The 23,002-nt window shown below is 46.0% G+C and carries 26 protein-coding genes; all 26 read right to left on the bottom strand.

Annotated features, from left to right (window positions below):
* Positions 1-398: 398 nt before the first annotated feature.
* Entirely contained in the window at positions 399-716 is a 318-nt protein-coding gene (locus MMB75_RS10835; protein ID WP_277507641.1) for an MFS transporter, read from the bottom strand.
* Between the two features lie 431 nt (positions 717-1,147).
* Positions 1,148-1,795, bottom strand: a complete 648-nt coding sequence (locus MMB75_RS10830) for an endolytic transglycosylase MltG (protein ID WP_045243852.1) — start codon at positions 1,793-1,795, stop codon at positions 1,148-1,150.
* Positions 1,792-2,316, bottom strand: a complete 525-nt coding sequence (locus MMB75_RS10825) for a DUF6115 domain-containing protein (protein WP_045243853.1) — start codon at positions 2,314-2,316, stop codon at positions 1,792-1,794. Before MMB75_RS10825 ends, MMB75_RS10830 begins: the two co-directional genes overlap by 4 nt.
* A 41-nt stretch (positions 2,317-2,357) precedes the next feature.
* Positions 2,358-2,678 (bottom strand): hypothetical protein, encoded by a 321-nt coding sequence (locus tag MMB75_RS10820; protein ID WP_016820970.1) that lies wholly within the window; start codon positions 2,676-2,678, stop codon positions 2,358-2,360.
* A gap of 81 nt (positions 2,679-2,759) precedes the next feature.
* Positions 2,760-4,169, bottom strand: coding sequence for a DUF342 domain-containing protein (locus MMB75_RS10815; protein WP_016820969.1), 1,410 nt, complete (start codon positions 4,167-4,169; stop codon positions 2,760-2,762).
* 44 nt (positions 4,170-4,213) lie between these two features.
* The gene (locus tag MMB75_RS10810; RefSeq protein WP_016820968.1) at positions 4,214-5,002 is read right to left on the bottom strand and encodes a FliA/WhiG family RNA polymerase sigma factor; all 789 of its coding nucleotides are present in this window, start codon (positions 5,000-5,002) and stop codon (positions 4,214-4,216) included.
* A 14-nt stretch (positions 5,003-5,016) separates the two neighbouring features.
* Positions 5,017-5,430 carry a hypothetical protein gene (locus MMB75_RS10805; protein WP_013370699.1) on the bottom strand — a complete coding sequence of 138 codons (414 nt, stop codon included), beginning with the start codon at positions 5,428-5,430 and terminating at the stop codon, positions 5,017-5,019.
* Between the two features lie 2 nt (positions 5,431-5,432).
* Positions 5,433-5,930: a chemotaxis protein CheD gene (locus MMB75_RS10800; protein ID WP_010346358.1), complete on the bottom strand. Its 498-nt coding sequence runs from the start codon at positions 5,928-5,930 to the stop codon at positions 5,433-5,435.
* Positions 5,923-6,549: a chemotaxis protein CheC gene (locus MMB75_RS10795; RefSeq protein WP_013309909.1), complete on the bottom strand. Its 627-nt coding sequence runs from the start codon at positions 6,547-6,549 to the stop codon at positions 5,923-5,925. The genes MMB75_RS10800 and MMB75_RS10795 overlap by 8 nt, the downstream gene beginning before the upstream one ends.
* A 3-nt stretch (positions 6,550-6,552) precedes the next feature.
* On the bottom strand, positions 6,553-7,014 hold the full coding sequence (locus tag MMB75_RS10790) for a chemotaxis protein CheW (RefSeq protein ID WP_013370696.1): 462 nt from the start codon (positions 7,012-7,014) through the stop codon (positions 6,553-6,555).
* 62 nt (positions 7,015-7,076) lie between these two features.
* Entirely contained in the window at positions 7,077-9,173 is a 2,097-nt protein-coding gene (locus tag MMB75_RS10785) for a chemotaxis protein CheA (RefSeq protein WP_016820967.1), read from the bottom strand.
* Positions 9,174-9,206: 33 nt separating this feature from the next.
* Positions 9,207-10,751 carry a chemotaxis protein CheB gene (locus MMB75_RS10780; protein WP_045243854.1) on the bottom strand — a complete coding sequence of 515 codons (1,545 nt, stop codon included), beginning with the start codon at positions 10,749-10,751 and terminating at the stop codon, positions 9,207-9,209.
* Positions 10,752-10,782: 31 nt separating this feature from the next.
* Positions 10,783-11,670, bottom strand: coding sequence for a MinD/ParA family protein (locus tag MMB75_RS10775; RefSeq protein WP_044785607.1), 888 nt, complete (start codon positions 11,668-11,670; stop codon positions 10,783-10,785).
* Positions 11,667-13,112 carry a flagellar biosynthesis GTPase FlhF gene (gene flhF, locus MMB75_RS10770; RefSeq protein WP_031463320.1) on the bottom strand — a complete coding sequence of 482 codons (1,446 nt, stop codon included), beginning with the start codon at positions 13,110-13,112 and terminating at the stop codon, positions 11,667-11,669. The genes MMB75_RS10775 and flhF overlap by 4 nt, the downstream gene beginning before the upstream one ends.
* Positions 13,109-15,142, bottom strand: a complete 2,034-nt coding sequence (gene flhA, locus MMB75_RS10765; RefSeq protein WP_016820963.1) for a flagellar biosynthesis protein FlhA — start codon at positions 15,140-15,142, stop codon at positions 13,109-13,111. The genes flhF and flhA overlap by 4 nt, the downstream gene beginning before the upstream one ends.
* 23 nt (positions 15,143-15,165) lie before the next feature.
* On the bottom strand, positions 15,166-16,278 hold the full coding sequence (gene flhB / locus MMB75_RS10760) for a flagellar biosynthesis protein FlhB (RefSeq protein ID WP_019686992.1): 1,113 nt from the start codon (positions 16,276-16,278) through the stop codon (positions 15,166-15,168).
* Complete coding sequence (gene fliR / locus MMB75_RS10755; protein WP_029514992.1) at positions 16,278-17,063, bottom strand: flagellar biosynthetic protein FliR; 786 nt, start codon at positions 17,061-17,063, stop codon at positions 16,278-16,280. Before fliR ends, flhB begins: the two co-directional genes overlap by 1 nt.
* A gap of 10 nt (positions 17,064-17,073) precedes the next feature.
* On the bottom strand, positions 17,074-17,343 hold the full coding sequence (gene fliQ, locus MMB75_RS10750; RefSeq protein WP_007430038.1) for a flagellar biosynthesis protein FliQ: 270 nt from the start codon (positions 17,341-17,343) through the stop codon (positions 17,074-17,076).
* A 37-nt stretch (positions 17,344-17,380) separates the two neighbouring features.
* Positions 17,381-18,136: a flagellar type III secretion system pore protein FliP gene (fliP, locus tag MMB75_RS10745; protein WP_013309901.1), complete on the bottom strand. Its 756-nt coding sequence runs from the start codon at positions 18,134-18,136 to the stop codon at positions 17,381-17,383.
* Complete coding sequence (locus MMB75_RS10740; protein WP_013370688.1) at positions 18,133-18,669, bottom strand: flagellar biosynthetic protein FliO; 537 nt, start codon at positions 18,667-18,669, stop codon at positions 18,133-18,135. Before MMB75_RS10740 ends, fliP begins: the two co-directional genes overlap by 4 nt.
* Positions 18,670-18,681: 12 nt before the next feature.
* Positions 18,682-19,047, bottom strand: coding sequence for a response regulator (locus MMB75_RS10735; protein WP_013370687.1), 366 nt, complete (start codon positions 19,045-19,047; stop codon positions 18,682-18,684).
* A gap of 29 nt (positions 19,048-19,076) precedes the next feature.
* Positions 19,077-20,387, bottom strand: a complete 1,311-nt coding sequence (gene fliY / locus MMB75_RS10730) for a flagellar motor switch phosphatase FliY (RefSeq protein WP_045243855.1) — start codon at positions 20,385-20,387, stop codon at positions 19,077-19,079.
* A complete protein-coding gene (fliM, locus tag MMB75_RS10725; RefSeq protein WP_016820956.1) occupies positions 20,377-21,375 on the bottom strand; it encodes a flagellar motor switch protein FliM in 999 nt (332 codons plus the stop codon). Before fliM ends, fliY begins: the two co-directional genes overlap by 11 nt.
* A 43-nt stretch (positions 21,376-21,418) precedes the next feature.
* The gene (locus MMB75_RS10720; RefSeq protein WP_013370684.1) at positions 21,419-21,892 is read right to left on the bottom strand and encodes a flagellar basal body-associated FliL family protein; all 474 of its coding nucleotides are present in this window, start codon (positions 21,890-21,892) and stop codon (positions 21,419-21,421) included.
* On the bottom strand, positions 21,889-22,113 hold the full coding sequence (locus MMB75_RS10715) for a flagellar FlbD family protein (protein WP_013370683.1): 225 nt from the start codon (positions 22,111-22,113) through the stop codon (positions 21,889-21,891). The genes MMB75_RS10720 and MMB75_RS10715 overlap by 4 nt, the downstream gene beginning before the upstream one ends.
* 60 nt (positions 22,114-22,173) lie before the next feature.
* Complete coding sequence (gene flgF / locus MMB75_RS10710) at positions 22,174-22,983, bottom strand: flagellar basal-body rod protein FlgF (protein WP_016820955.1); 810 nt, start codon at positions 22,981-22,983, stop codon at positions 22,174-22,176.
* Positions 22,984-23,002: the final 19 nt, after the last annotated feature.

Below are 23,002 nucleotides of genomic sequence, written 5' to 3'. Positions count from 1 at the left end.
ATCATTTTTTATAAAGACTTCCTATTGGAAGCACCCTTTATAAAATTAACCGACGTGCGTTTTTAACACCGTCAATTAATATACCATAACACTTGCAGCGTTGCAACCAGCTTTTCGACAATAATTGAAACGGTGTAAAAAGCAACCCGTACACTTCCATCTGCCTGGCTTCTTAGAAAAATGTTTGTGAAAATAAAGTGTTAGACTCTCGCATTGCATTGAACGGACAGATAGTTCCAATATGTGCCCTGTTAGCCGCATCTGTTCAAGTCTTTCTTATATAGATGGCGCCATGCTGGGCGTACATTAAAAAGCCATGACCGACTAACGGCCAAGGCTTTTTACACACGATCGAAATCGGTACCAATTCCCGATTAGTGCCCCATCATCGCTGGGTCCTAGCTGTCCCCGCCGACGGTACCTTCTTCTTCCTGCTGCTGCGGTTTACGCAGAAGGAGCGACAGAGCTACACCCGCAGTCGTTAGGCACGCGGACAGGAAGAACGTATCGCCGTAACCCGCGACGACAGCATTCAACGGATTCGCGTCCGCTCCCGCATTTGCGGTGTGGGAAGCGATTTGCGACGTCAGATAACCCGTCAGGCCTGCGACCGCGAACGAGAGGACAACTTGCTGAGCCGCTGTTGTCAATGGTGTGACTCGGCTCACCAGGCGGCGAGGCGCAGAGTTCAGAACATGCGTGTTGAGCGGCATCATGGAGAAACCCATTCCGAGACCCATGGTGCAGATGCATAGGATAATAACCCAGAGCGGAGAATCCACCGATATACGGGACATGATGAATAGAGAAAATTAGGAATAGAATTGTTTTATTGTTTTTTATTCATCAATGCCGCTATCGATTATTTCATAGCGTTAATTTGTGTTCAATTTATTTTATATCCCTCTCCGATAGATCTGAATATTGATCCAAATTGAGGATAGTTTTAACAATACACCGTGGTGTAATCCGCCAGGAGATGACCTTTGAATCCTTCAGAGGTCTTTTTATGTCCAACTAGCTCTGAATTGCAATAGTCTATGCTGTAAGCTATTGTAGGCGCTTCATACCCACTTTGAACTAAACAATAAAAAATCACTTTCGTTCGCATCGAAAAAAATAAAAAGCCGTCCTCTTTCCGATTAGGTCAGTTGGACGGCTTTTTCGTTATTTTAGTAATAATAGAACTGAAATCCTCACCTTTAGCAAACTGATAGGTGCCTGTACGAATTTTGGTATTGATTTTTTGAGCCTTAGCTGCTGCCTCAAATGCACTAGCATCCGATACGACTCCTGCCCGTTCCAATCCAGATGCCACACTTCTTAAATTGCTCCCTGATGCAATGCTATATTGCACTTGTGGAGTGGCAGGCTGCTTGGGAATATTGGGAGTGGCTGTAGTGCCAGCTCTTTGAGTTTCCGGCTTGTTCGGACTTTGTGGTACTGACGTGCTGGTCGAAGGCTTAGAAGCAGCCGAAGATGTGCTGTTTGCAGGTACCTTAGGTGTTGAAGGCGTTTGAGCTGGTTTAGCCTTTTGAGGTGCAACTGGAGTCTTGTTGCCTTCCTTGATCAGCTTATTACGCCATTCCTCTTCTGTCATTTTCGGATCAGAACTGTCACTGATCTGAAGATTTAACTCGGCTGCTGCCTTTTCTAGTTGTTCTCGTGTCATGTTTTTCGGGTCTGCCGAAGATTGCTGCGACTGCCCCTGACCAATTATTGCCAGCTGCAACAGCAATGCCCCCATGATAAGGCCAGTACCCATGCCTAACATAAATGAGCGGTTTTTGATCATGTCACATCCTCCCGTTCCGCGAGTTGTAATATGAGCTGTACTTCGCCCCGCTGGATGCCTGATTGCTTAGCTATATAATCCACCGACTTGCCTTGCTCATGCATCGCGAACAACTCTTGATAACGATCTCGGATGGACTCTTGTTCCTGCTCAGTTTTAGGCTCTTGCAATGCCGTTTGCTCCTCTAAAGTTACAAAAGAAGCTTCTGAATCTGAGATTGGCATAGAGACAGTAGCAAGCATTGCCTGACGCTCAAGCTCCACAATACGATTTCGAAGCTCAGCTACTTGCTCCTGTAATGCTGCCTGCTTAACCGCATGCTCCTGCTTCATACCAGATACGAGTTCAATCAGCTCGTCATTATCGTTTTCAATATCGGCCAGATATTGCTCCAATGTAGCCTCAACCTTTTGAACGACGGCCTCTTCAGTTCCCCGGCTTGGCTGGCGCTTTGGCAGAAGCCAGGCGTAGACAACAGCTGCGGCTCCCAGCAGAACAATATAAATCCATGGTTGATCCACTGCCCATCGTCTCCTTTTATAACGCTTCTCCACCCATTGGATCAGAGCGAAAAATCAATATGATGTCCCTTATACGGATGCTCTGCCGGATGCTCCTTAGGTAGCTCAGTCTCATCTGAGCGAGAGCGGCTCTGCTGGGAAGAATCTCTGCTCTGCTCACCTGTTTGCCTCTCACCGACGAATGTTTCCGCAGACTGATCTATGGCACTGCTTCGCTGACGCATGTTCTCCGTCTCCAGCGCAGTCTTTTGTCCAAGTAATGCCTGGTCATTCATTGGCCGCTGCTGGGACTCACTATGGTATTTGCCTGCTTCACTGGTGCGAGGTACAGCAATTTGCAATTCAACAGCCTTCAAGCTCATGGGACCACACCCTTTCCGATTGGGCATCCGTATCAGACTACCGAGAAATATAATAAATTGAATTATTATCAGTGTAATGAATTACATGTAGGAGGACATGCTGATATCTCCCTCATGATAATAAAACGCCATTCTTTCCACAGAATCTTTAATAAATTTTGTATATCTGCCGATAACTATCTTAGAGCCACCGTAAATCACATTTTTCACTTCTACCCGGGCGCGGCTCGTATCTTCTAATGTTCGTTCTATTTCAAGCATTCTGGACTTAGTTTCCAAAAGTTCCTGTTCATTAGATTTTTTAGTAGATGTCAGCTTGATTCGCATAGCCATTCTGTCAGGTGCAAGCTGTCCAGCAGCCGCTAGCTGATCCAATATTGTGAGAGCTTTGTTCGTTTTATCCTGGCTGTCTGTCTGCTGCTTCAACCGTGCGCGAAGTTCTGTCAGTTCATCACGCAGTTCAGGAAGCACACCCACTTCAATATTAGTAGCTGTGGACATCGTATTACCGACGGTACGAGCCACTACCTTTTTACCAGCTTGTACACTGCCACCTACGATAAGCCCTTTTGTGCCTTCGCAGATTACATTATTACTCGCTTTGATCTGGGAATGCATGATGCTCTGGGATACAAGCACATCGGCTCCCGCGATCACGTTACCATCTTGTATAAACGAGCATTTCACATTTTGTGCAGCTTTCACAAATCCTTTATGGTATCCGATAATACCGCCGCTGATTTCCACTGAACCATCTGCCTCAATTTCAGCGCCTTCCACACCGCCAATGACACGAATGTCACCAGCCGCCCGAACGCGAAAACCGGTCAAGACATTCCCGCGAATGACGACGGTTCCAACAAAATCAATGTTACCGACGCTATAATCGACATCCCCATTCACTTCATACACAGGGAACACATTAAGCTTGCCCTTTTCAGTTGTAGTCACTAAACCATCAATAGCCGCATACATCGCAACGCCTTCCGGATGGATCACTACATTTTTTCCAACTTTAAAGCGTGCCTCTTTACCTGGAAGAAAAGGGATTTCCTCTCCGGTTACAGCAATCCCTGGTACACCTGGCAGAGGATCCACTCGTTCGGCAATCAGTTGTCCACGTTTTACATTTCTTAGACGAGTTAATTCTTTATAATCTACCCGTCCATCCACAGTTTCAAGTGGCTTATGTGCATCTTCACCGGTCACAATATCGGCCAGATTAATTTTTCCGTCTGTACCGTGGATCGGCTGCTTTCCCTGAGCAATCAGTAATTTTCCGAAGAAATGATCTTCCGGATTTGCCGCAAATGTGCGGATTGCATCGGTAATTACACCGTAAGATATTTTTTGGTTGCTTAGAAAACGTTCTAATTCTTCCACAGAACAGGCAAAGCCTTCTTCACGTTTGGCAAACTCCAAGTAGGCGGATTGTTTGTCAGGTGAGACAACCACTTTTAAAAACTGATCCAAAGCATACTGCTTCTCCACATGGGTGCTCCTTCCGTCTAACTGTTACTGTAACCTCCCGTACGTTAATCTTTACGCATTAGCAAATCCCGTTGTTTGTCCAGTGTCGCTCTCAGACGTAATATTGCTTTGGAATGCAACTGAGAAATTCGCGAAGGAGAAAGTGACATGACCTCAGCAATTTCGCTGAGTGACAAATCCTCGTAATACAATAAAGAAACAACGATACGCTCTTTTTCAGTTAATTTATCAATGCCTTGTGCCAAGGCATCACGCAGTGTGAATTCATTGACCTTATGATCTGGATTTTTCGCCTTTTCATCTACCAACAAGGAAAGCCGTGTTTCCGACTCTTCTTCGCGGATCGGGTCCTCCAGTGAGACAATCGACATTACAGCGACCTCTTGGATCATACTTTGAAACTCTTTCTCGGAGACATCCAAATAATGACTCATCTCTTCGTCGCTTACTGTGCGTAAATACCTTTGTTCTAAATGCTGGTAGGCGTCTTCGATTTTTTTCGCTTTTTCCCTAACTGAACGAGGAACCCAATCTCCTTGACGAAGACCATCCAAAATTGCTCCGCGAACACGCCAAGAAGCATAAGTCTCAAACTGCAAACCACGCTCATAATCAAATTTCTCTAAAGCATCAATCAAACCCATAACACCGTTGCTCGCCAGATCATCCTTGGATACATTTTTAGGTAAGCCTACTGCAAGACGACCCGACACATATTCCACAATATGGAGATACTTTTCAATTAACTGCTTTTTTGCTTCCTTGTCACCGTGTTCTTTCCATTGCTCCCACAGCTCGGAATGGTTCAAATGAGCGGCTTTTCGCTCGTTCATCGGCTTCACCCTCCTTATTTGTCTGTCAGGTGACGAACGGCCTTGGCCAATTCTTCAGGGTCCTTGTTGGAAACCAGCTTGGGTGGGTTTAAAGGTGCAAAACCATTATTCCCCTCGTCCGTCTGCTCTGGTTTCGGTTTCAGCAATTCATTCAGGTTTTCATTTTCGTCTGGTGTCGTCAGGTCCAGATTTCCCCCTACGCCATCTACCTGAGAGCTTGCCCGGTCTTGGGCATTACCCAGATCTGGCCGCGCTACCACACCCAGTGTCCAGCGCAGCACAAATGCAAGTAGGAACCAAAAAACGAAGGCGATTAAGCCACGAATTAAGCTCGTGGTCAGCAGATTGCTGCCAACGGACAACACAAAAGTCAGAATAAATCCGACTACTCCAGACCAAAGATTAATGCGTAAGCTACCAAATAACATGTTTATAATTCCTTTACACCTTTTTGTACGCTTCGAATATTCAAAACGCCAGTTTCAGAGTCCAACTCAATCGTTCGTCCATAATTGCCACCCGTATCTTCCGCAATTAAAGGAATGCCCAGATCTACAAGCATTTCCTTGCACGATTCTACATTGCGCGGGCCAATCCGCATGGTGTCTCCACTACCTGCAAAGGCAAACATCTGCGCTCCTCCTGCCATTTTGGCAATCAGTCTGCGCCGTTCAGCACCCAGTTTCAACATTCGTTCAAATAACTCTGGCAGTGCTGTATCCGCATATTTGGCAATATTCAACTGCCCTTCACGCGCAATATCCGAGGACGGTAACATCACATGTGCCATGCCTGCCAGTTTCAAATGAGGATCATAGAGGGTCAATCCGACGCAGGAGCCAAGCCCTGTCGTGCGAATCGAGTTCGGGTTGCTGGTAACATTTAAATCTGCCATGCCGACTTTAATGATGCTTTTATCCTCAATCATCGTTCATCGGGACTCCTAACGACCTAAAGATTTTCCCGAACGATTCTGGATCAGGAATCAGGAAAAATTGACCCTCAATCTGATTCTGCCCTTCCAGAAACGATGTGTCAATCAATAAAGCAGCATCCCCCATCTGCCCAAACTGCAGCAGTCCGTAGCTGAGAATAGCTCCTGCCATATCCAGTGCCAGCGCAGGGACTGTTGGATACATGGATAAACGTGTGAAATCCGCCAACGAAGAAAGGTAGGAGCCTGCTAAAATGTTACCGATCTCCGACAGAGCTGAATGCTCCATTTCGTTAAAGCTATCCTCGTCATCCGAAGGAATATTCGCCAAACGGGAAAGTAAGCTTTTCGCCGCCTGAGGTTGCAATATGAAGAATAGATTACCAGGGGCTTCCCCTTCGACTCTAAAAAATATTGCAACAACAAGTTGTTCATTTCCGCCGACTTTGTCCGCAATTTCCTCAAAGGGCAGCATTTGCACTTTGGGCACACCCATATCGACTGGTTTATTGAGAAGCCGGGAGAGCGCTGTAGCAGCGTTCCCCGAGCCAATGTTGCCGACTTCTTTCAATACATCCAACTTGAAGTCTTCGAGATTTCCCAGATTCTCCATATATTAATCCTCTAAACCTTCCAGTTGGTTCATTTCGCTACGGTTCAAAACTTCGGACAAGTTCAGCATAATCAACAGACGTTCTTCACCAATTTTAGCAACTCCGCGAAGATATTTAGCCTTAACACCGCCAACCACTTCCGGTGGTGTCTCAATGTTGTCAGTATTCAGGTCAATAACATCATTCGCTGAATCCACGATAAAGCCGACTTGCATCTCGCCCACAGCAACGATAATAATACGTGTTTGATCGGTATATTCAGCTTCTGGTAATCCAAAACGGCCACGAAGATCAATAACCGGAATAACCACGCCTCTCATGTTGAATACACCTTTAACAAAATCGTAAGTTCTCGGAACCCGTGTAATCGGCACCATGCGTTCAATAGATTGGACTTTTTCTACTTCAACACCGTATTCCTCTTCACCAAGCTTAAATACGATAACTTTAATTTCTTCTCCCATGTTTAAAAACCCTCCTTATTGATGTCCGCAATCTCATATTTCTTTCATTTTTAATGAAGACATTATTTAATGAAAACATTCGGGTCAATGATCAAAGCAACCTGACCGTCACCCAGAATCGTGGCACCTGAAATTCCTTGGATGTTTGGAAGATACTTGCCCAGATTTTTAAGGACGATTTCACTTTGTCCCAAAAAGTCCTGTACGGAAAGAGCTGCCAGACGGTCTCCCTTACGGATGACCACGACCTCTGTCTCTTCTTCTTCATCTTCGTTGAAGTCCGGTACCTCAAACAGCTGACTCAAGGAGATAAGCGGGATATGAGAATCGCGGAAAGCAATCATCTTATTACCATGCACAGAACGGATTTGCTTACGCTTGACGATCGCAGTTTCCACAATGGAAGACAAAGGAATCGCATATTTTTCAGAACCGATCTGTATCATCATGGCTGCAATAATGGATAGAGTCAACGGTAATTGTACAGAGAAATTAGTGCCCTGGCCCAATGTGGAGTGAACCGTAACATTACCACCCAAAGCGGTAATTTTAGATTTAACAACATCCAGACCGACACCGCGTCCTGATACGTCTGAAATGACTGCAGCTGTACTAAAGCCCGGAGCAAACAATACTTGATAAGCTTCCTCGTCGGTCATGGAAGCTGCTTGTTCTGCTGTCAAAATCCCTTTGGAAATAGCACTGTTTAGTACCTTTTCACGGTTAATCCCGTTCCCATCATCCTCAATCTCGATAAATACGTTATTACCGCTATGAAAAGCACGCAGTTGAACGGTTCCAGTTTCTGGTTTACCAGCTGCAATCCGGTCGGCTACCGACTCGATGCCATGATCCACGGAGTTACGTAGCAAATGCACCAGAGGATCACCAATCTCGTCGATAACCGTCCGATCCATTTCAGTCTCTGCTCCAGTAATAACCAATTCCAGTTTTTTATCCAGCGACTTGGCCAGATCGCGAACCATACGCGGGAAACGGTTGAAAACAGTATCTACAGGTACCATCCGCAATTTGAGAACAACATTTTGCAAATCACTGCTCACACGACTCATATGCTCAACCGTTTCCGTCAGTGCTGGATTGGAAGCCTCACTGGCTAACTGTTCTAAGCGCACACGGTCAATGAGCAACTCGCTGAATAAATTCATAAGTACATCCAGACGTTCAATATCTACGCGAATCGTACGGTTGTGCGTAGGAGCAGCCGCCTTGGCTGCTGGCGCTTTACCTGCAGCTGGCTTGGCAACAGAGGCCGCAGCTGGAGACTGCGGCTGAGATGGAGCGGGTGGCTGCACGGCAACAGCTGCTTCCTGTACCGCCGCTGTCTCAGCGAGTCCAGCAGTAACTTCGCTCATTTGTTTAAGCGATTCCTGATCCAGTTGTACCACTGAGACCGTGTCAATTTCAGAGATACCCGTGATTTCCTTTTCCAGCTCCCCAACTTCTTTCTGCGTTATGTAATATAACGAGAAGCTTTGTTCGAATTTTTCCTGCTCGATATCCTGTACGGACGGATAGGCCTTGACGATTTCACCAGAGTTTTCCAGTGTGTTGAATACCATAAAGGCACGTGCCGCCTTCAGCTGGCTCTCTGAACTGATTGTTACCTGTATATAGTGAACACGATGCCCTTCAGAAATCGATTGCTCCAGTACAGAATACTGGAATTGGTCCAAAACCAATCCAGCACTATCGTTAGTGCCTGCTTTTGTAGAAGGAGACTCTTCAGTGGCAGCATTTGAGCCGGACTTTAGGAAATCCCCGCTCACGATAGATTGCAATGAAGATACAATAGAGGAGACATCCGCTTTTCCATCGCCTCCCTCTGTAATGTGCTGCACCATGGATTCCAGGGCATCCAAACCTTTAAATAAGGTATCGAATATAAATTCATGCATCGCCAGCTTGTTGTTACGTACCAGATCAAGAACGTTTTCCATTTGGTGAGTGAGCGATGCCAGGTCTTCAAACCCCATCGTAGCAGCCATTCCTTTGAGGGTATGGGCAGAACGGAAAATCACCTGAACGATGCCTAGATCGGTTGGATTGCTTTCCAGTTGAAGCATATTTTCGTTAAGAGATTGCAGATGATCATTCGACTCATCAATAAACATGTTTAAATATTGGTTCATGTCCATTGTGAGACACCTCCTCCATGAGTTACACTCCGATTATTTCACAACTTGTACAAGCTTGGGGGCGATCTCCTGCATTGGCAGAAGGTGGCGCACACATTTTAATTCAACTGCTGAGCGGGGCATTCCGTACACTACACAAGTCTCCTCATTTTCAGCAAATGTGGATTGAACCCCAGCGTCATAAAGCTTTTTCATCATTTTAGCCCCGTCGCTACCCATTCCAGTAAGCAATACTAGATGTCTTTCCAGCGCGGTTAAAGAGAGCAGCGATTCGAACATCGTATCTACAGAAGGACGGTGACCATTGCGAGCCTCCTCCATCTTCAGTGACACCGTGTATTTACCACCGGCTCCAGGCACAATTCTTAGCTGATATCCCCCTGGTGCGATGTAGGCTGTTCCCGTCTCCAGCGTCATCCCCTGCTCAGCCTCCACAACGCGTAGTGGACTCAACGTGTTCAAACGTTGTGCTAGCGAACGAGTAAAGTTTGGTGGCATATGCTGAACGATAACGATTGGAGCTGGAAAATCCCCAGGAATGCGCTCCAACAGGGTCTTAAGAGCCCGTGGTCCGCCAGTAGAACATCCGACCGCCACCAGTTTTCGAAAGCTGGACGTATGCACACCTTTTTTAAGTGACAATCCCTGTGGTGCAGCTGGAGCTGTAGGTGCTGTTACTGGAGGCGTTGCAGCCGCAGGAGCGGAAGAAGCTGATGAAGTTACCGTCTTCCGTGACTCCGGCTTGACAAGCCCTGCTTTATCCTTACCCTGTATTGATTTGCCAGCAGCCGGATCAGAGCTCTTCAGCTGTCCCGACGTTATTCCCGTACTCATGGACAAGTCTTCTTTTTTCTGCACATGAGGTGCTTGCACTGGTTTCCTTGGCTGAACAGCTGACTTGTCTATGCGGCCACCTGTAGCAGATGTTCCAGACAGCTGCTTTTTAGTTTCCTGCTTGGCAGCTGTTGGGACGGACTTCCCAGCATCTTTCTTGGGTTGAGCCGATGCAGCAGGTGGAGGAGCAAGCGGAACAACAGGAGGCTTGTCTGCCGAAGCTTGACTTCCAGCTCGTTTCTCAGCCGCAGCCTGTCCAGGTGGCTTTTCCATTGGCGTTTTTTTCGCTTGTTCCATTGCAGCTTTGCGCTCATTCGCTTCCTTGCGCTCCAAGCGGCTGCGTACTGCTTGCATAGCAGTATGCATCTGTTCGAGCAACGCCTTGCTCACCTGCTCAATATCTTGCGCATGAGCAATGGAAGGCTTTCTTATAAAATCGAAAGCTCCTGCCTCCAGAGCCATGATGGTCTCCTTCATGCCTTGTTCATTAATGCCTGACAACATAATGACAGGTAGCGGATGGGCTGCCATAATCAGTGGCAACGCTTCAAGACCATTCATTTCAGGCATTTCGACATCCATGGTGACCAAATCAGGCTGCAATTCTTTCACTTTCTCTACAGCCTCTCTGCCATTGGCGGCTGTACCTACGATGTTGAACGACTCATCCCTTACAATAAGATCTGTAATAATTTTGCGCATAAAGGCCGAATCATCTACAACCAGCACCCGGTAAGCACACATGTTAAACACCCCTGTTTCCTCTCATCAAAAATCAATGCATAGAACGCCGCAACCATTTTTGCATAAATCCTTTGATTCCACTCAATGCACCTGGTTGTGGAACCTGTGGCATTGCTGCAAAACGGTGTGCCAGATTCAGTACATCTTTTGAAGCCGCGCATCCCGGAAAAGCAACCATAAAAGGTACTTGTCTTTTGACTGCCTGCATGACATGAGTATCATCACTGATATGTCCAAGCAGCGGGATTTCGATCTCCAAAAAGCGTTTCGCAACAAGTGCGATCTTATCGGCAACTTGACGGGCCTCATTATCGTTATCGGCACGATTGACTATAATTTTGAATACCGTATCTTTCTGCAACCCGTTGACGACTTTAATTAGTGCATACGCATCTGTTAAAGACGTCGGTTCTGGGGTGGTTACTACCATACATTCGTCAGCTGAAGTGATGAATTTAAGATTTTCTTTGGATAAACCTGCACCTGTATCAAAAAGAATATAATCCATGTCTGCTGCCATTTTTTCTACTTCTTCGGCAAAATAATTCAGATTCTCATCTGATAACGCAAACAGTTCGCTTAAGCCTGAGCCTCCAGCAATATAAGGCAAACCACCTATACCCGTTTGAATAATCTCATCAATTGATCTTTCACGTTTTAACAAGTGAAGAAGATTGTATTGTGAATGGGCCCCCATCAACACATCAATATTAGCCATACCGATGTCAGCATCAAACACAAGTACCTTTCGACCAAGAGATTGCAGGGCCAGTGCAAAGTTCAGCGTAAAATTGGATTTGCCCACCCCGCCTTTACCACTGGTGATCGTTATAATTTTTGCGTGACGATTACGTGGGGGTAATCGATACTTATCCAAGGATGAAGCCATTTGTCTAAGTGATTGGGCTTGATCACTCATATGGAATCTCCGTTAACTCCTGACGATACTTTGGCTCCAAGTAGCATATTTGTCACCATTTCTGCATCGGGATGAAGCAGGTCGTCAGGAACATTTTGTCCATTCGTAATATAGGCCAACTGCATCGGAAACTGGTGTAAAAGATTAAACATGCCGCCACAACTGCCCGTCTCATCCATCTTGGTAAATACAACCTTCCCAAGACCAAACTTACTGAAATGTCCAGTTATATTGAGCATATCCCTGCTTTTGGATGTCAGGCTGAGTACCAGATACGTCTCACTTTCATTAATAGGTGAAAGCAGACTTTGCAGTTCTGATACAAGCAGTTCATTACGATAATTTCGCCCTGCAGTATCCATGAGGATCAAGTCACAATGCTCCAGACGTTGAATAGCCCTTTGGACGTCACCGGGAGATTGCACAACTTCAAGCGGTACATTCAAAATCGTAGCATATGTACGCAGTTGCTCGACGGCTGAAATCCGGTACGTGTCAGAAGTAATAAATCCAACTTTGCGATGATGTTTGAACAACTGTTCCGCTGCCAACTTTGCAATGGTTGTCGTTTTTCCTACTCCGGTAGGTCCTGCAACATACACAATTTTGGTATCTTGGGAGATCCCTTTATCCAGTCTTGTCTGTATAAAACTGGTCACTTCCTCACGAAAGGCTTGTTCCCAATCAAAAGTTTCAGGCGCAAAAGGGTGCTCACTTCGACGCACATGTACCTGTTCGATCCAATATTCCAGTAAATCACGTGCCACTTCCTGTTCCAACACATGCTCACAAATCTCTTGTAGCGCCTCAGGCCAAGTACTTTCCATTGAAGAGTTTCTGGAGAACCGAGTCATCATCGCTTTCATTTCCCGCAATTCATTAAGCAATGCCTGATTTTCCTCAGCTCCACTCTTGTCTGGAACACTTGCTTCGATTGGCTGTTTATGCAGCTCACTGGATGATTTCAGGTTCGAAAGCAATACTTCTTGATCAAATGCCTGAGATAGAGTCTCCAGGTTATTAGCAGACCTTGGCGACAAATGCTCCGTTGCTGATGCAACTTGTTCTGTATTAACCGTTAATTCAGCTTGTTCTTCTTTGGAACTACCGGTTATCTGTTGTGAAACCCGTCGATAAGCTTCTGGAGCTGCTTGTCTGGGGACTACAGGTACTGATGGTTTTTCCAGCTTCTCAGGGGTGTTCATTAGAGGCGAAGCAGCCCGGGCAAGCTGGTGTGACGAGCGTTCAGTCCGCCGAGACTTTTGAGGTTGCTGCTCCTCAACTGCAGCAACCACTTCAATTTTCTTTTTACTGAACATCCCCATAAAACCGCCGACCTTCACTTCCTTGGTACTTAAAATGACGGCATCTGTTCCTAAGTCACCCCTGATTTGCAGCATGGCTTCTGGCATGGTATCCACTACATATCGTTTCACTCTCATAAGTTCACCACCCCGACACTTTGAATTTCAACGTTCGGCTCCAGCTCACTGTACGACAGCACCGGGACATCCTGCATCGTCCGCTCCATCACTTGCCGCAAATACATACGTATTGTCGGTGACGTTAACACAATAGGCTGCTGTCCCGATTGAATAAGACGGTTGATTTGCTCCATCATCCTTTGATACACCGTTTGCGTTGACACCGGATCAAGCGCCAAATAGCTACCTTGCTCCGACTGCTGCACGCTCTCAGCAATTTTCTTCTCCAATCCTGGTCCCACGGTAATAACACGCAACGTTTCTCCCTGCTGTGCAAACTGCTGCGTAATCTGACGTGATAACGCTTGACGAACATATTCAGTCAGCACGTCTGGATCTTTTGTATAAGTACCATAGTCAGCCAGCGTCTCGAATATAGTCACCATATCGCGAATAGAGATTTTTTCTTTCAACAGCTTGGCCAGCACTTTTTGTACGTCCCCAATCGCAAGCACAGAAGGAATAAGGTCGTCCACCAGCACTGGATAATTCTCCTTGAGATTGTCAACCAGCGAACGTGTTTCCTGTCTGCCAAGCAACTCATGGGCATGCTTCTTGATCGTCTCTGTTAGATGAGTAGCTACAACTGAAGGTGGATCAACCACTGTATAACCTGACAGTTCAGCAACATCCTTCGTGTTCTCGTCAATCCAGAGCGCAGGCAATCCGAAGGCCGGTTCTGTCGTTTCAATCCCTGTAATGGAGTCGTCGTCGTATCCCGGACTCATAGCCAGATAATGATTCAACAACAGTTCTCCACCGCCTACTGTATTGCCTTTAATTTTAATTACATATTCGTTAGGCTTGAGCTGAATGTTATCCCGAATACGAATAACCGGCACAACCAACCCCAGCTCCAAGGCGCATTGACGGCGAATCATAATGATCCGATCCAGTAGATCACCGCCTTGCTGTGTATCCGCCAACGGAATCAACCCGTACCCAAACTCAAATTCAATCGGATCTACTTGAAGCAAATTAATGACACTTTCCGGACTACGCACCTCTTCGATTTGTTGCTCCTCCTCCAGCTGTTCATCAGCAATTTGCTTGCGTTCCATATTGCCCTGCATTCTTCGGGCTGCAAAAAACAATAGAATCGCAAGTGGAAGAGTTGTAATAATATGAATAGGTGTGAAAAGGCCCAATAATGCAATGGTGGCAGCCACTATGTAGATCAATTTTGGATATGAAAAGAGCTGTCCGGTTAAATCTTCTGCCAAGTTGCCATCCGACGTAGCCCGCGTAACAATCAAGCCTGAAGCCGTGGATATGAGCAGCGCGGGAATCTGGCTGACCAATCCATCACCGATCGTGAGAACAGAATACGTTGACAGCGCTTCTTGAAATCCTTTTCCCTGAACGGCCATACCGATAATAAAGCCGCCCACCAGGTTAATGATCAAAATGATAATACTGGCGATCGCATCGCCTTTAACGAATTTACTCGCACCATCCATAGCTCCGTAAAAATCCGCTTCCCGTTCGATTTTACTGCGTCGTTCACGGGCTTGCTGCTCATTAATTAGACCTGCATTCAAATCAGCATCAATACTCATTTGTTTACCTGGCATCGCATCCAATGTAAACCGGGCGCCCACCTCTGCTACCCGCTCCGATCCTTTGGTAATAACAATGAACTGTACGACCACAAGAATGAGGAAGACAACAAAGCCGACGGCAATTTGGCCGCCTGCAATCCAGCTACCAAACGTAGCAACTACTTCGCCGGCATGACCCTCACCTAAAATAAGTTTGGTCGTAGAAATGTTGAGCGCCAAACGAAACAACGTTGTAATGAGCAGCAATGAAGGAAAGATAGAGAACTGTAAAGCTTCCTTCGTGTTCATTGAAACAAGTAGAATCATCAAAGCAATAGAAATATTAATAACGAGCAGAATATCCAGCAGCCATGAAGGGATCGGGAGAATCATCATAAGAACGATACCGATGACGCCTGCAAGGACGGTTATTTCTTTTATTTTCACGGGTCTCTTGGCCTCCGATCCCTTTATTTCACTTTACCTTTTAATTTATATACATACGCCAGCACTTCAGCAACGGCCTGAAAAAGATCAGCTGGTATCGCATCCCCGATTTCGGCTCTTTGAAACAGCGCCCGCGCCAGCGGCTTGTTTTCCATCGTTATAACGCCGTTTTGCTTGGCAATTTCCTTAATTCGGAGCGCGACATAATCTTGTCCTTTCGCAATAATCTGCGGCGCCTCCATCTCCGAACCGTCATATTTCAAAGCCACAGCAAAGTGCGTAGGGTTGGTGATGATGACATCTGCATTAGGAACCTCCTGCATCATGCGCTGCATAGCCATACGGCGCTGCCGCTCGCGAATTTTCCCTTTGATCAGCGGGTCACCCTCCATTTTCTTGTACTCATCTTTGATATCCTGTTTGGACATTTTCAGATTTTTCTCATGCTCATAACGTTGATACATATAATCCAATATTGCTAAAATGAACAGCACCACACCAATTTTGAGTCCCAGTTCCATTGTTAATGAAGCCGTAAAACTCAACATCTGGTCGCCGGACATCTCAGCCAGTTTGGGTAGGTCAGCCTTTGTTTTCCAAAGTACGCTGTACACCAGATAACCAATTACGGTCATTTTTAAAACAGATTTCAGGAATTCAACTAATGACCTCATGGAAAAAATATTTTTGAATCCTTTAATCGGGTCAATCTTGCTAAACTTGGGTGTAATGCCCTCTCCGGTTAATAAAAAACCGATCTGCATGTAATTCGCTGCGATCCCGATGACAATGGCACCCACAAAAATAGGAGCCAGCATAATCAAGATTTGCACACCATACTCACCCATCATCAGTAGCGTTGTATTCGGTGTTACTTCCATAGACAGCCGATTCACAAAAATATCCCGAAACAAGCGGACCGCATGATCCTTAAAATACCCGCCGAAAATCATGAGGCAAAAAAACGTAACTAGCAGGACACCAGCAGCGGGCAACTCCATGCTCTTGGCAACCTGCCCTTTTTGTCTTGCATCCTGTTTCTTTTTGGGTGTAGCTTTTTCCGTTTTTTCCCCTGAGAACAACTGCAGGTTCATAGCATATTTAAATGACAAACTACGTTCCTCCAGACCAGACATTAAGGACGATTACCCATAACATCCAACAAGTTGCGCATGGATTCGAACATCACAGAAAACAATCTTTCGAATATAAAAGCAAAACCTGGCATAAGAAGCAGTAACATGAACAATCCCACAATTATTTTTAGCGGCACGCCAATGACAAAAATATTAAATTGCGGTGCTGTTTTAGCTAAAAAACCGAGTCCCACATCCGTTAAAAAGGTAGCTACTACAATGGGAGCAGCAATTTGAAAGGCCAGCATAAACGATTCCGCAAAGGAACGTACCAGGAATTCAGTTACACTGCCACCATACAGCTTTATAAAAAAATCATTTGTCAGCGGTACCCAATCATAACTGTATAAAATAGCGTTTAGCAGATGATGGTGCCCGTTTATGCTCAAAAAGAACAATACAGCTATGGCGAACTTGAAATTACCCGTAAGAGGCGTTGAAGCCCCTGTCATGGGATCAAATACACTGGCCATTCCGAATCCCACCTGTAGGTCTATAAATGAACCTGCGGTTTGGATCGCTGTCATGAACAAATATGCAGTAAACCCCAGCAACAACCCGATCAGCACCTCACGCCCTACTAACAGCACATATGCTACATCGGTCGGCACCTGTTGATGCGTACCATATGTAAGATACACGACCAAAGCTAGAAATCCTGAAATTCCGACCTTAAAGATATTAGGTACCCCTCGGGTTGAAAAAATAGGCGCTACTACAAAAAACGAGGTAATCCGACAAAAAATCAGCAAAAAAACAGGAAAACTCTGCAACAATATGTTCATCACTTTCAGCCTAACCTATATATTTGTACAGATTGTCCAGAATGTTATACGTAAAGTCCACTAATGTGGTCAATATCCAGGGCCCGAACAAAAGCAATGCCAGCAATACGGCGACAATCTTCGGAACAAAGGCCAGTGTCTGCTCCTGAATTTGAGTTGTCGCTTGAAAAATACTAATGATCAAACCCACGACTAGCCCCAAAATCAGCATCGGAGCACTCACCTTGAGTACAATGTACACCGCTTGCCCAGCCAGGGAAATAATAAACTCCGAAGTCATTGCCGTCCTCCTTGATTGCTGTCCTTGCAGAAAGTATTCATGTATTAAAACTCAGAAGTAATGATTTGACGACCAAATACCAACCATCTACAAGTACGAAGAGCAGTATTTTAAAAGGAAGCGAGATCATTACTGGTGGTAGCATCATCATCCCCATAGCCATGAGTGTACTGGACACTACAATGTCTATAACTAAAAAGGGTATGAAAATCATAAAGCCCATCTGAAATGCCGTTTTCAACTCACTGATTGCATAAGCCGGAACCATCACCGTTAGTGGAATATCTTGATAATTCTTTGGTTTTTCCATCTTGGTGTATTTCATAAAGAGCAGTAGATCCTTCTCACGTGTATGAGAGAACATAAAGGTCTTAATGGGTACCGATGCCTTATCCAGTGCCTGAGACTGTGTTATATCCCCCTTGAGATACGGCTGAAGCGCAGTTTCGTTCATAGCGGAGAAGGTCGGTGCCATAATAAATAAGGTGAGAAACAAGGCCAGTCCGACAAGCACCTGATTGGGCGGCATCTGCTGAGTTCCCAATGAAGTTCGCACAAAGCCAAGTACAATCACGATACGCGTAAAACTTGTCATAAGTACAAGCAACGCGGGCGCTACACTAATGACAGTAATAAGTAAAATAATAGACAGCGAGGTGGCACCGGGCTGTCCTTTGTCCGAATTGCCGACTTGAATATCAATGTTCGGAATCGGTTCCGCAGAGGCCGCCGTCACCGAAATGAAGCTGAATAAGACAAGCAGCAAACATGCTAGTATAATCTTTTTTCTCATGAATCTCCCGACCGATCTGTAGTATTCTCCTCATTGCGCAGCTTTTCAAGTTTATCCTTGCGATTCGGCATCTGCCGGAGCTTGGATTCAAACATCTCATGAAAAGACGTCTCCTCTTCAGGTTGCTGCTGCTGTGCCGCGTTGTTCCGGCGAAGCTTATCCGCAATTTTAGCGAATAGCGGGGCAATTGGGCCGCGCTGCAGAGAAGCTTCCTGCTCCAGTGCGGCCAAAATTTGCTCCACTTCTTCAGGATCGGATACTTTGTCAACAAGCCGGATATCTTCTCCCACACCAATGAGGTACACACTGCTACCAACTTCAACAAGCTGAAGGGATTTATTGGGGCCAAGCCCCACGCCTCCCAGTATGCGAACGGAGCGGTTGCTGAACCAGCTCTGATTTCTTTTACTCAAAAACCGTATCAAGTACACGATCAGTACGATGATAAAGATTAGCACGAAAAGGACCCAAGCAATGTTTCCTATATTGCTGGATGTACTCAAAGCGTCAGAGGCACCCTGTTGTGTATCCATACTGGATGCGCCTTACACACCCAGTGTTTTGTTGATGGCTTCGATAACCCGATCCGATTGGAATGGCTTAACGATAAAATCTTTTGCGCCAGCTTGAATGGCATCAATTACCATAGCTTGCTGACCCATCGCGGAACACATGATAACCTTTGCATTCGGGTCAATTTGTTTGATTTCCTTCAGAGCGGCAATGCCGTCCATCTCAGGCATCGTGATATCCATCGTAATCAGGTCCGGACGAAGCTCCTTGAATTTTTCAATGGCCTGTGATCCATCCTGGGCCTCTCCTACTACTTCAAATCCATTTTTGGACAGGATGTCCCGAATCATCATTCTCATAAATGCAGCATCGTCCACGATCAAAATACGGTTTGCCATCTGAAATAAATCCTCCCTAAATTATGCTTTTATTGTAATTTTTGAATTCGGTCCCATTGGCTTACAATATCCGTTACACGCACGCCAAAGTTCTCGTCGATTACGACAACCTCGCCCTTGGCAATCAGTTTGTTGTTAACCATAATGTCCACCGGCTCCCCGGCAAGCTTGTCCAGTTCAATAATTGAACCTTGTGAGAGCTCCAGAATATCTTTAATTTGCTTTTGGGTCCTTCCTAATTCTACGGTGACTCTAAGGGGAATGTCCATCAATAAATTTAAATTGTTTTCATCCACTTGCGGAAATCCACCGGACTGCAAGTTAGAAAATTGTACAGGCTGCACATTTACATTGCGCCCTGGCGGTACGGCCCCGTAATGATGAGGCGTTCCATAAGGCACTTGCGGCGGTACACCTGCTGGCATTCCATAACCCGGCGTTCCATACCCTGGAGCGCCCTGCTGCCCATATCCCGGGTCTTGAGGATACATCGGCGGTTGTTGCCCATAGCCTACATCTTGCGGCACCTGTGCGGCTGCAGGCGGCTGTTGGTAGGCTGGTGACGGCGGCTGCGGAGTACTAGCTTGTGTCGGCGCTTCGGGAGCAGCTGTTGCAGCTGCCTGCTGTGCGGACGCTTGCGGTTGCTCGTCATCCTCTCCGCCATTCATTAAGATGCTCACCATCTTTTTGGCGAAATTAACAGGTAACAGTTGCATCAGCGTAGAGTCAATCAGATCTCCAATCAATAACCGGAAGGATACTGTAATCAACGTCTCTTCATCTGGCAGGCTGGATACTCCATCACCGTGCAGAGGATCCAAAATATCAATCCCTGGTGGAGATATATTAACAAAACGATTAAACATGGTAGACATAGAGGTCGCAGACGATCCCATCATCTGGTTCATCGCTTCCTGCACGGCACTGATGTGAATTTCATTCAATTCTTCATCTGCCGGATTTCCTCCACCACCAAGCATTAAATCTGCTATAACCTGCGCATCACGCTTTTTAATTACGAGCGAGTTAATGCCTTCAAATCCATCGACATAATTTACATGTACGGCTACGTGCGGCTTTGGAAATGCAGTTTCAAATTCAGAACGTGTAATAATTGAAACTTTAGGTGTCGTAATATCCACCTTTTGACCGAGCAGTGTGGAAAGAGCCGTAGCTGCGCTGCCGAACGTTATATTACCGATTTCCCCGAGAGCATCTTGCTCCAGGGAAGTCAGAAAATCGTCAACGGTCTTGCCTGCGGGAGTAGAATCCGTCCCCGCTTCAGACTGTTTCAGCAAGGCATCAATTTCCTCCTGGGACAAATAGTCTTTACTCGTCAATTTCTTCAACTCCTTCGTTGACAATTTCATCAATTTGTACGGCAACACGATCTCTTACCATGCCGGGACTTCCCATAAACTTCAATCTCTCGCCTACCCGGATGGATAGTCCTTCTTTGACTGGCTTGTTCAATGAAATGACATCCCCTACCGAAAGGCCCAAAAACTCAGCTACATTTATCCGGGATTCACCCAACTCCGCAATAATAGGAAGCTCTGCTTTGGTGACCCGTAATCTCAAGGCGTCTATCTCTTCAGGCGCCCTTGATTTCTTTTCGGATGTAAACCACTGGTGCGTGGACAGTCTGGCCATAATAGGTTCCAATACCACGTGCGGGATACAGAGGTTAATCATCCCTGTGGTATCACCAATTTTGGTGCTAAGCGAAATCAGAGCAATCGTCTCATTCGGCGAAACAATCTGCATGAACTGCGGATTTGTTTCCATAGCCTCTAGACGTGGTTCAATGTCCAGTACCGTTTTCCAAGCCTCTTGCAGGCTATCAAAGGTACGGCTGAAAATTCGCTCCATGATCGTCGTCTCGATTTCGGTCAATGCGGTAACCTTAGTTGGTGCCGAACCTGTTCCTCCGAGAAGCCTGTCCAGCATGGCATAAGCTACGTTCGGGTGAACCTCAAGCACCATTCGGCCTTCCAGTGGTTCAGCTTCAAAAATGTTTAGAATGGTCATTTTCGGAATGGAGCGAATGAATTCATCATATGGAAGCTGCTCCACCTGAACGACATTAATTTGGACAAAAGTACGAAGCTGTGCTGAAAAATAAGTGGTCAGATACCGGGCAAAGTTCTCGTGTATCCGCGTCAGACTTCGTATATGGTCCTTGGAAAACCTAAGCGCTCTCTTGAAATCATAAGCGCGAACTTTCTTTTGGGTTTCTTCCTTTTTGAGTTCTTCCGCATCCATTTCACCGGACGAGAGAGCTGCTAAAAGGGCATCAATTTCCCCTTGTGACAGTACATCCACCAATGTTATTCACCCCCTTACGTGTTCCTGACAAGATCACCTGGAATCAAATGGCTGCCAGCAAAAAGTCTGTAATTTTGGCGTTCCCCAGGTGACCTTCAGGGAGCGACTTGTTGATGAGATCCGTCAGCTTGTCACTGAACTGATCCCGGCCTTTAGCCGTTCTGAGCTCATCAGGTTTGGTGTCTGCAAGTAATTGAATAACGATGGGCTTAATACTGATGTCCTTAATTTTTTCAAAAGCTTCTTTTGCTTTGGCATCATTCAATTGAAAAGCAAGATTCATCTGCACAATGTAATCTGCGTCTGCCAAATTCGTTTTGATACCGGTAATTTCAGAGCTTACTTCCACCAATTCATCTGCTGACAATCTTGGAAGTTGTTCTGCTTGAGCGGCTTGCGCATTCGGTATGACTTCCGACTTCTTCCCGCTAAGCGCTGGTATAAGTACAAAGGCCGCGCCTGCAATCAAAGTAATCGCGAGTAAAATTGTAATGAGCCATGGCAGCATCTTCTTCATTCGTCTTCCTCCATTTGTTGCACTTTTATCGTGGCGGCATGCATGCCGATTTCACGGCTGTAACTCTTGATCAAGGAGACGACATCTGCCGCTTTTTCCAATACAATCAACCGTTTCCCCGTCACCAAAGTGACGTATGTATCCGGTGTTTCCTCCACAGTCTCAATGAGCAGCGCATTAAGCCACATAGGCGAGCCGTTTAGCCGCGTTAACGGGATCATCGTAACACCAACCTCCTGATAGGTGCGGAGGAGCCTCTACTCCTCCGCGTTTAAATGAGATTATCGTTTCAAGTTTACAACTTCCTGAAGCACTTCATCCGAAGTCGTAATGATACGTGAGTTCGCTTGGAATCCACGCTGAGCCACGATCATTTCGGTAAATTCGCCTGTCAGATCAACGTTGGACATTTCCAGCTGACCCGCGATGATAGCTCCACGCCCCTCTGAGTTGGCTGCTCCAGGCTCAAGTTCATCAATGTTAGAGTTGACCGTTGTACGATACAGGCTGCCTCCAATTTTCTCCAAACCTTCCGGGTTAGTAACTCTGGCTATACCAATTTGCGTGCCATTATTCACTGTACCATCATCTAATTGCTGTACAATCGTGCCATCCTGTGAGATAGAGACTGCCGTAACATTGTCTTCAAGTGTGATTGGATCTCCATCCAAATTTCCCACAAAAAATCCATCGGAAGTAACCAGATTCCGGTTTGCATCTATGTGGAAATCACCCGCACGAGTCAGATAGGGAACTTCCTGTGCATCATTCATTTTGACCAGGAAAAATCCGTCACCATTAATCCGCAAATCCGTTGGGTTATTCGTGGTCATCGCACTACCTGGAAGATGCAGTGTATCAATTGAGCTAACCGAAACCCCCAAACCTACCTGCTTGGCATTTTGACCTGCAGTTGTCGTAGCATCAGGTGCACTTGCGCCCGAGCTGGTTTGGCTCAAAATATCCTTGAACATCACTCGGCTGGACTTGAAGCCTGTAGTATTTACGTTTGCAATGTTGTTACCGATAACGTCCAGCTTTGTTTGAAAGCCCTTCATGCCCGATACACCTGAATACATTGATCTCAACATTGAGTATAAATCCTCCTCT

The sequence above is a fragment of the Paenibacillus sp. P2(2022) genome, from assembly GCF_029522175.1.
GTDB classification, from domain to species: domain Bacteria; phylum Bacillota; class Bacilli; order Paenibacillales; family Paenibacillaceae; genus Paenibacillus; species Paenibacillus polymyxa.
This window is presented reverse-complemented; position numbering and strand designations above follow the sequence as displayed.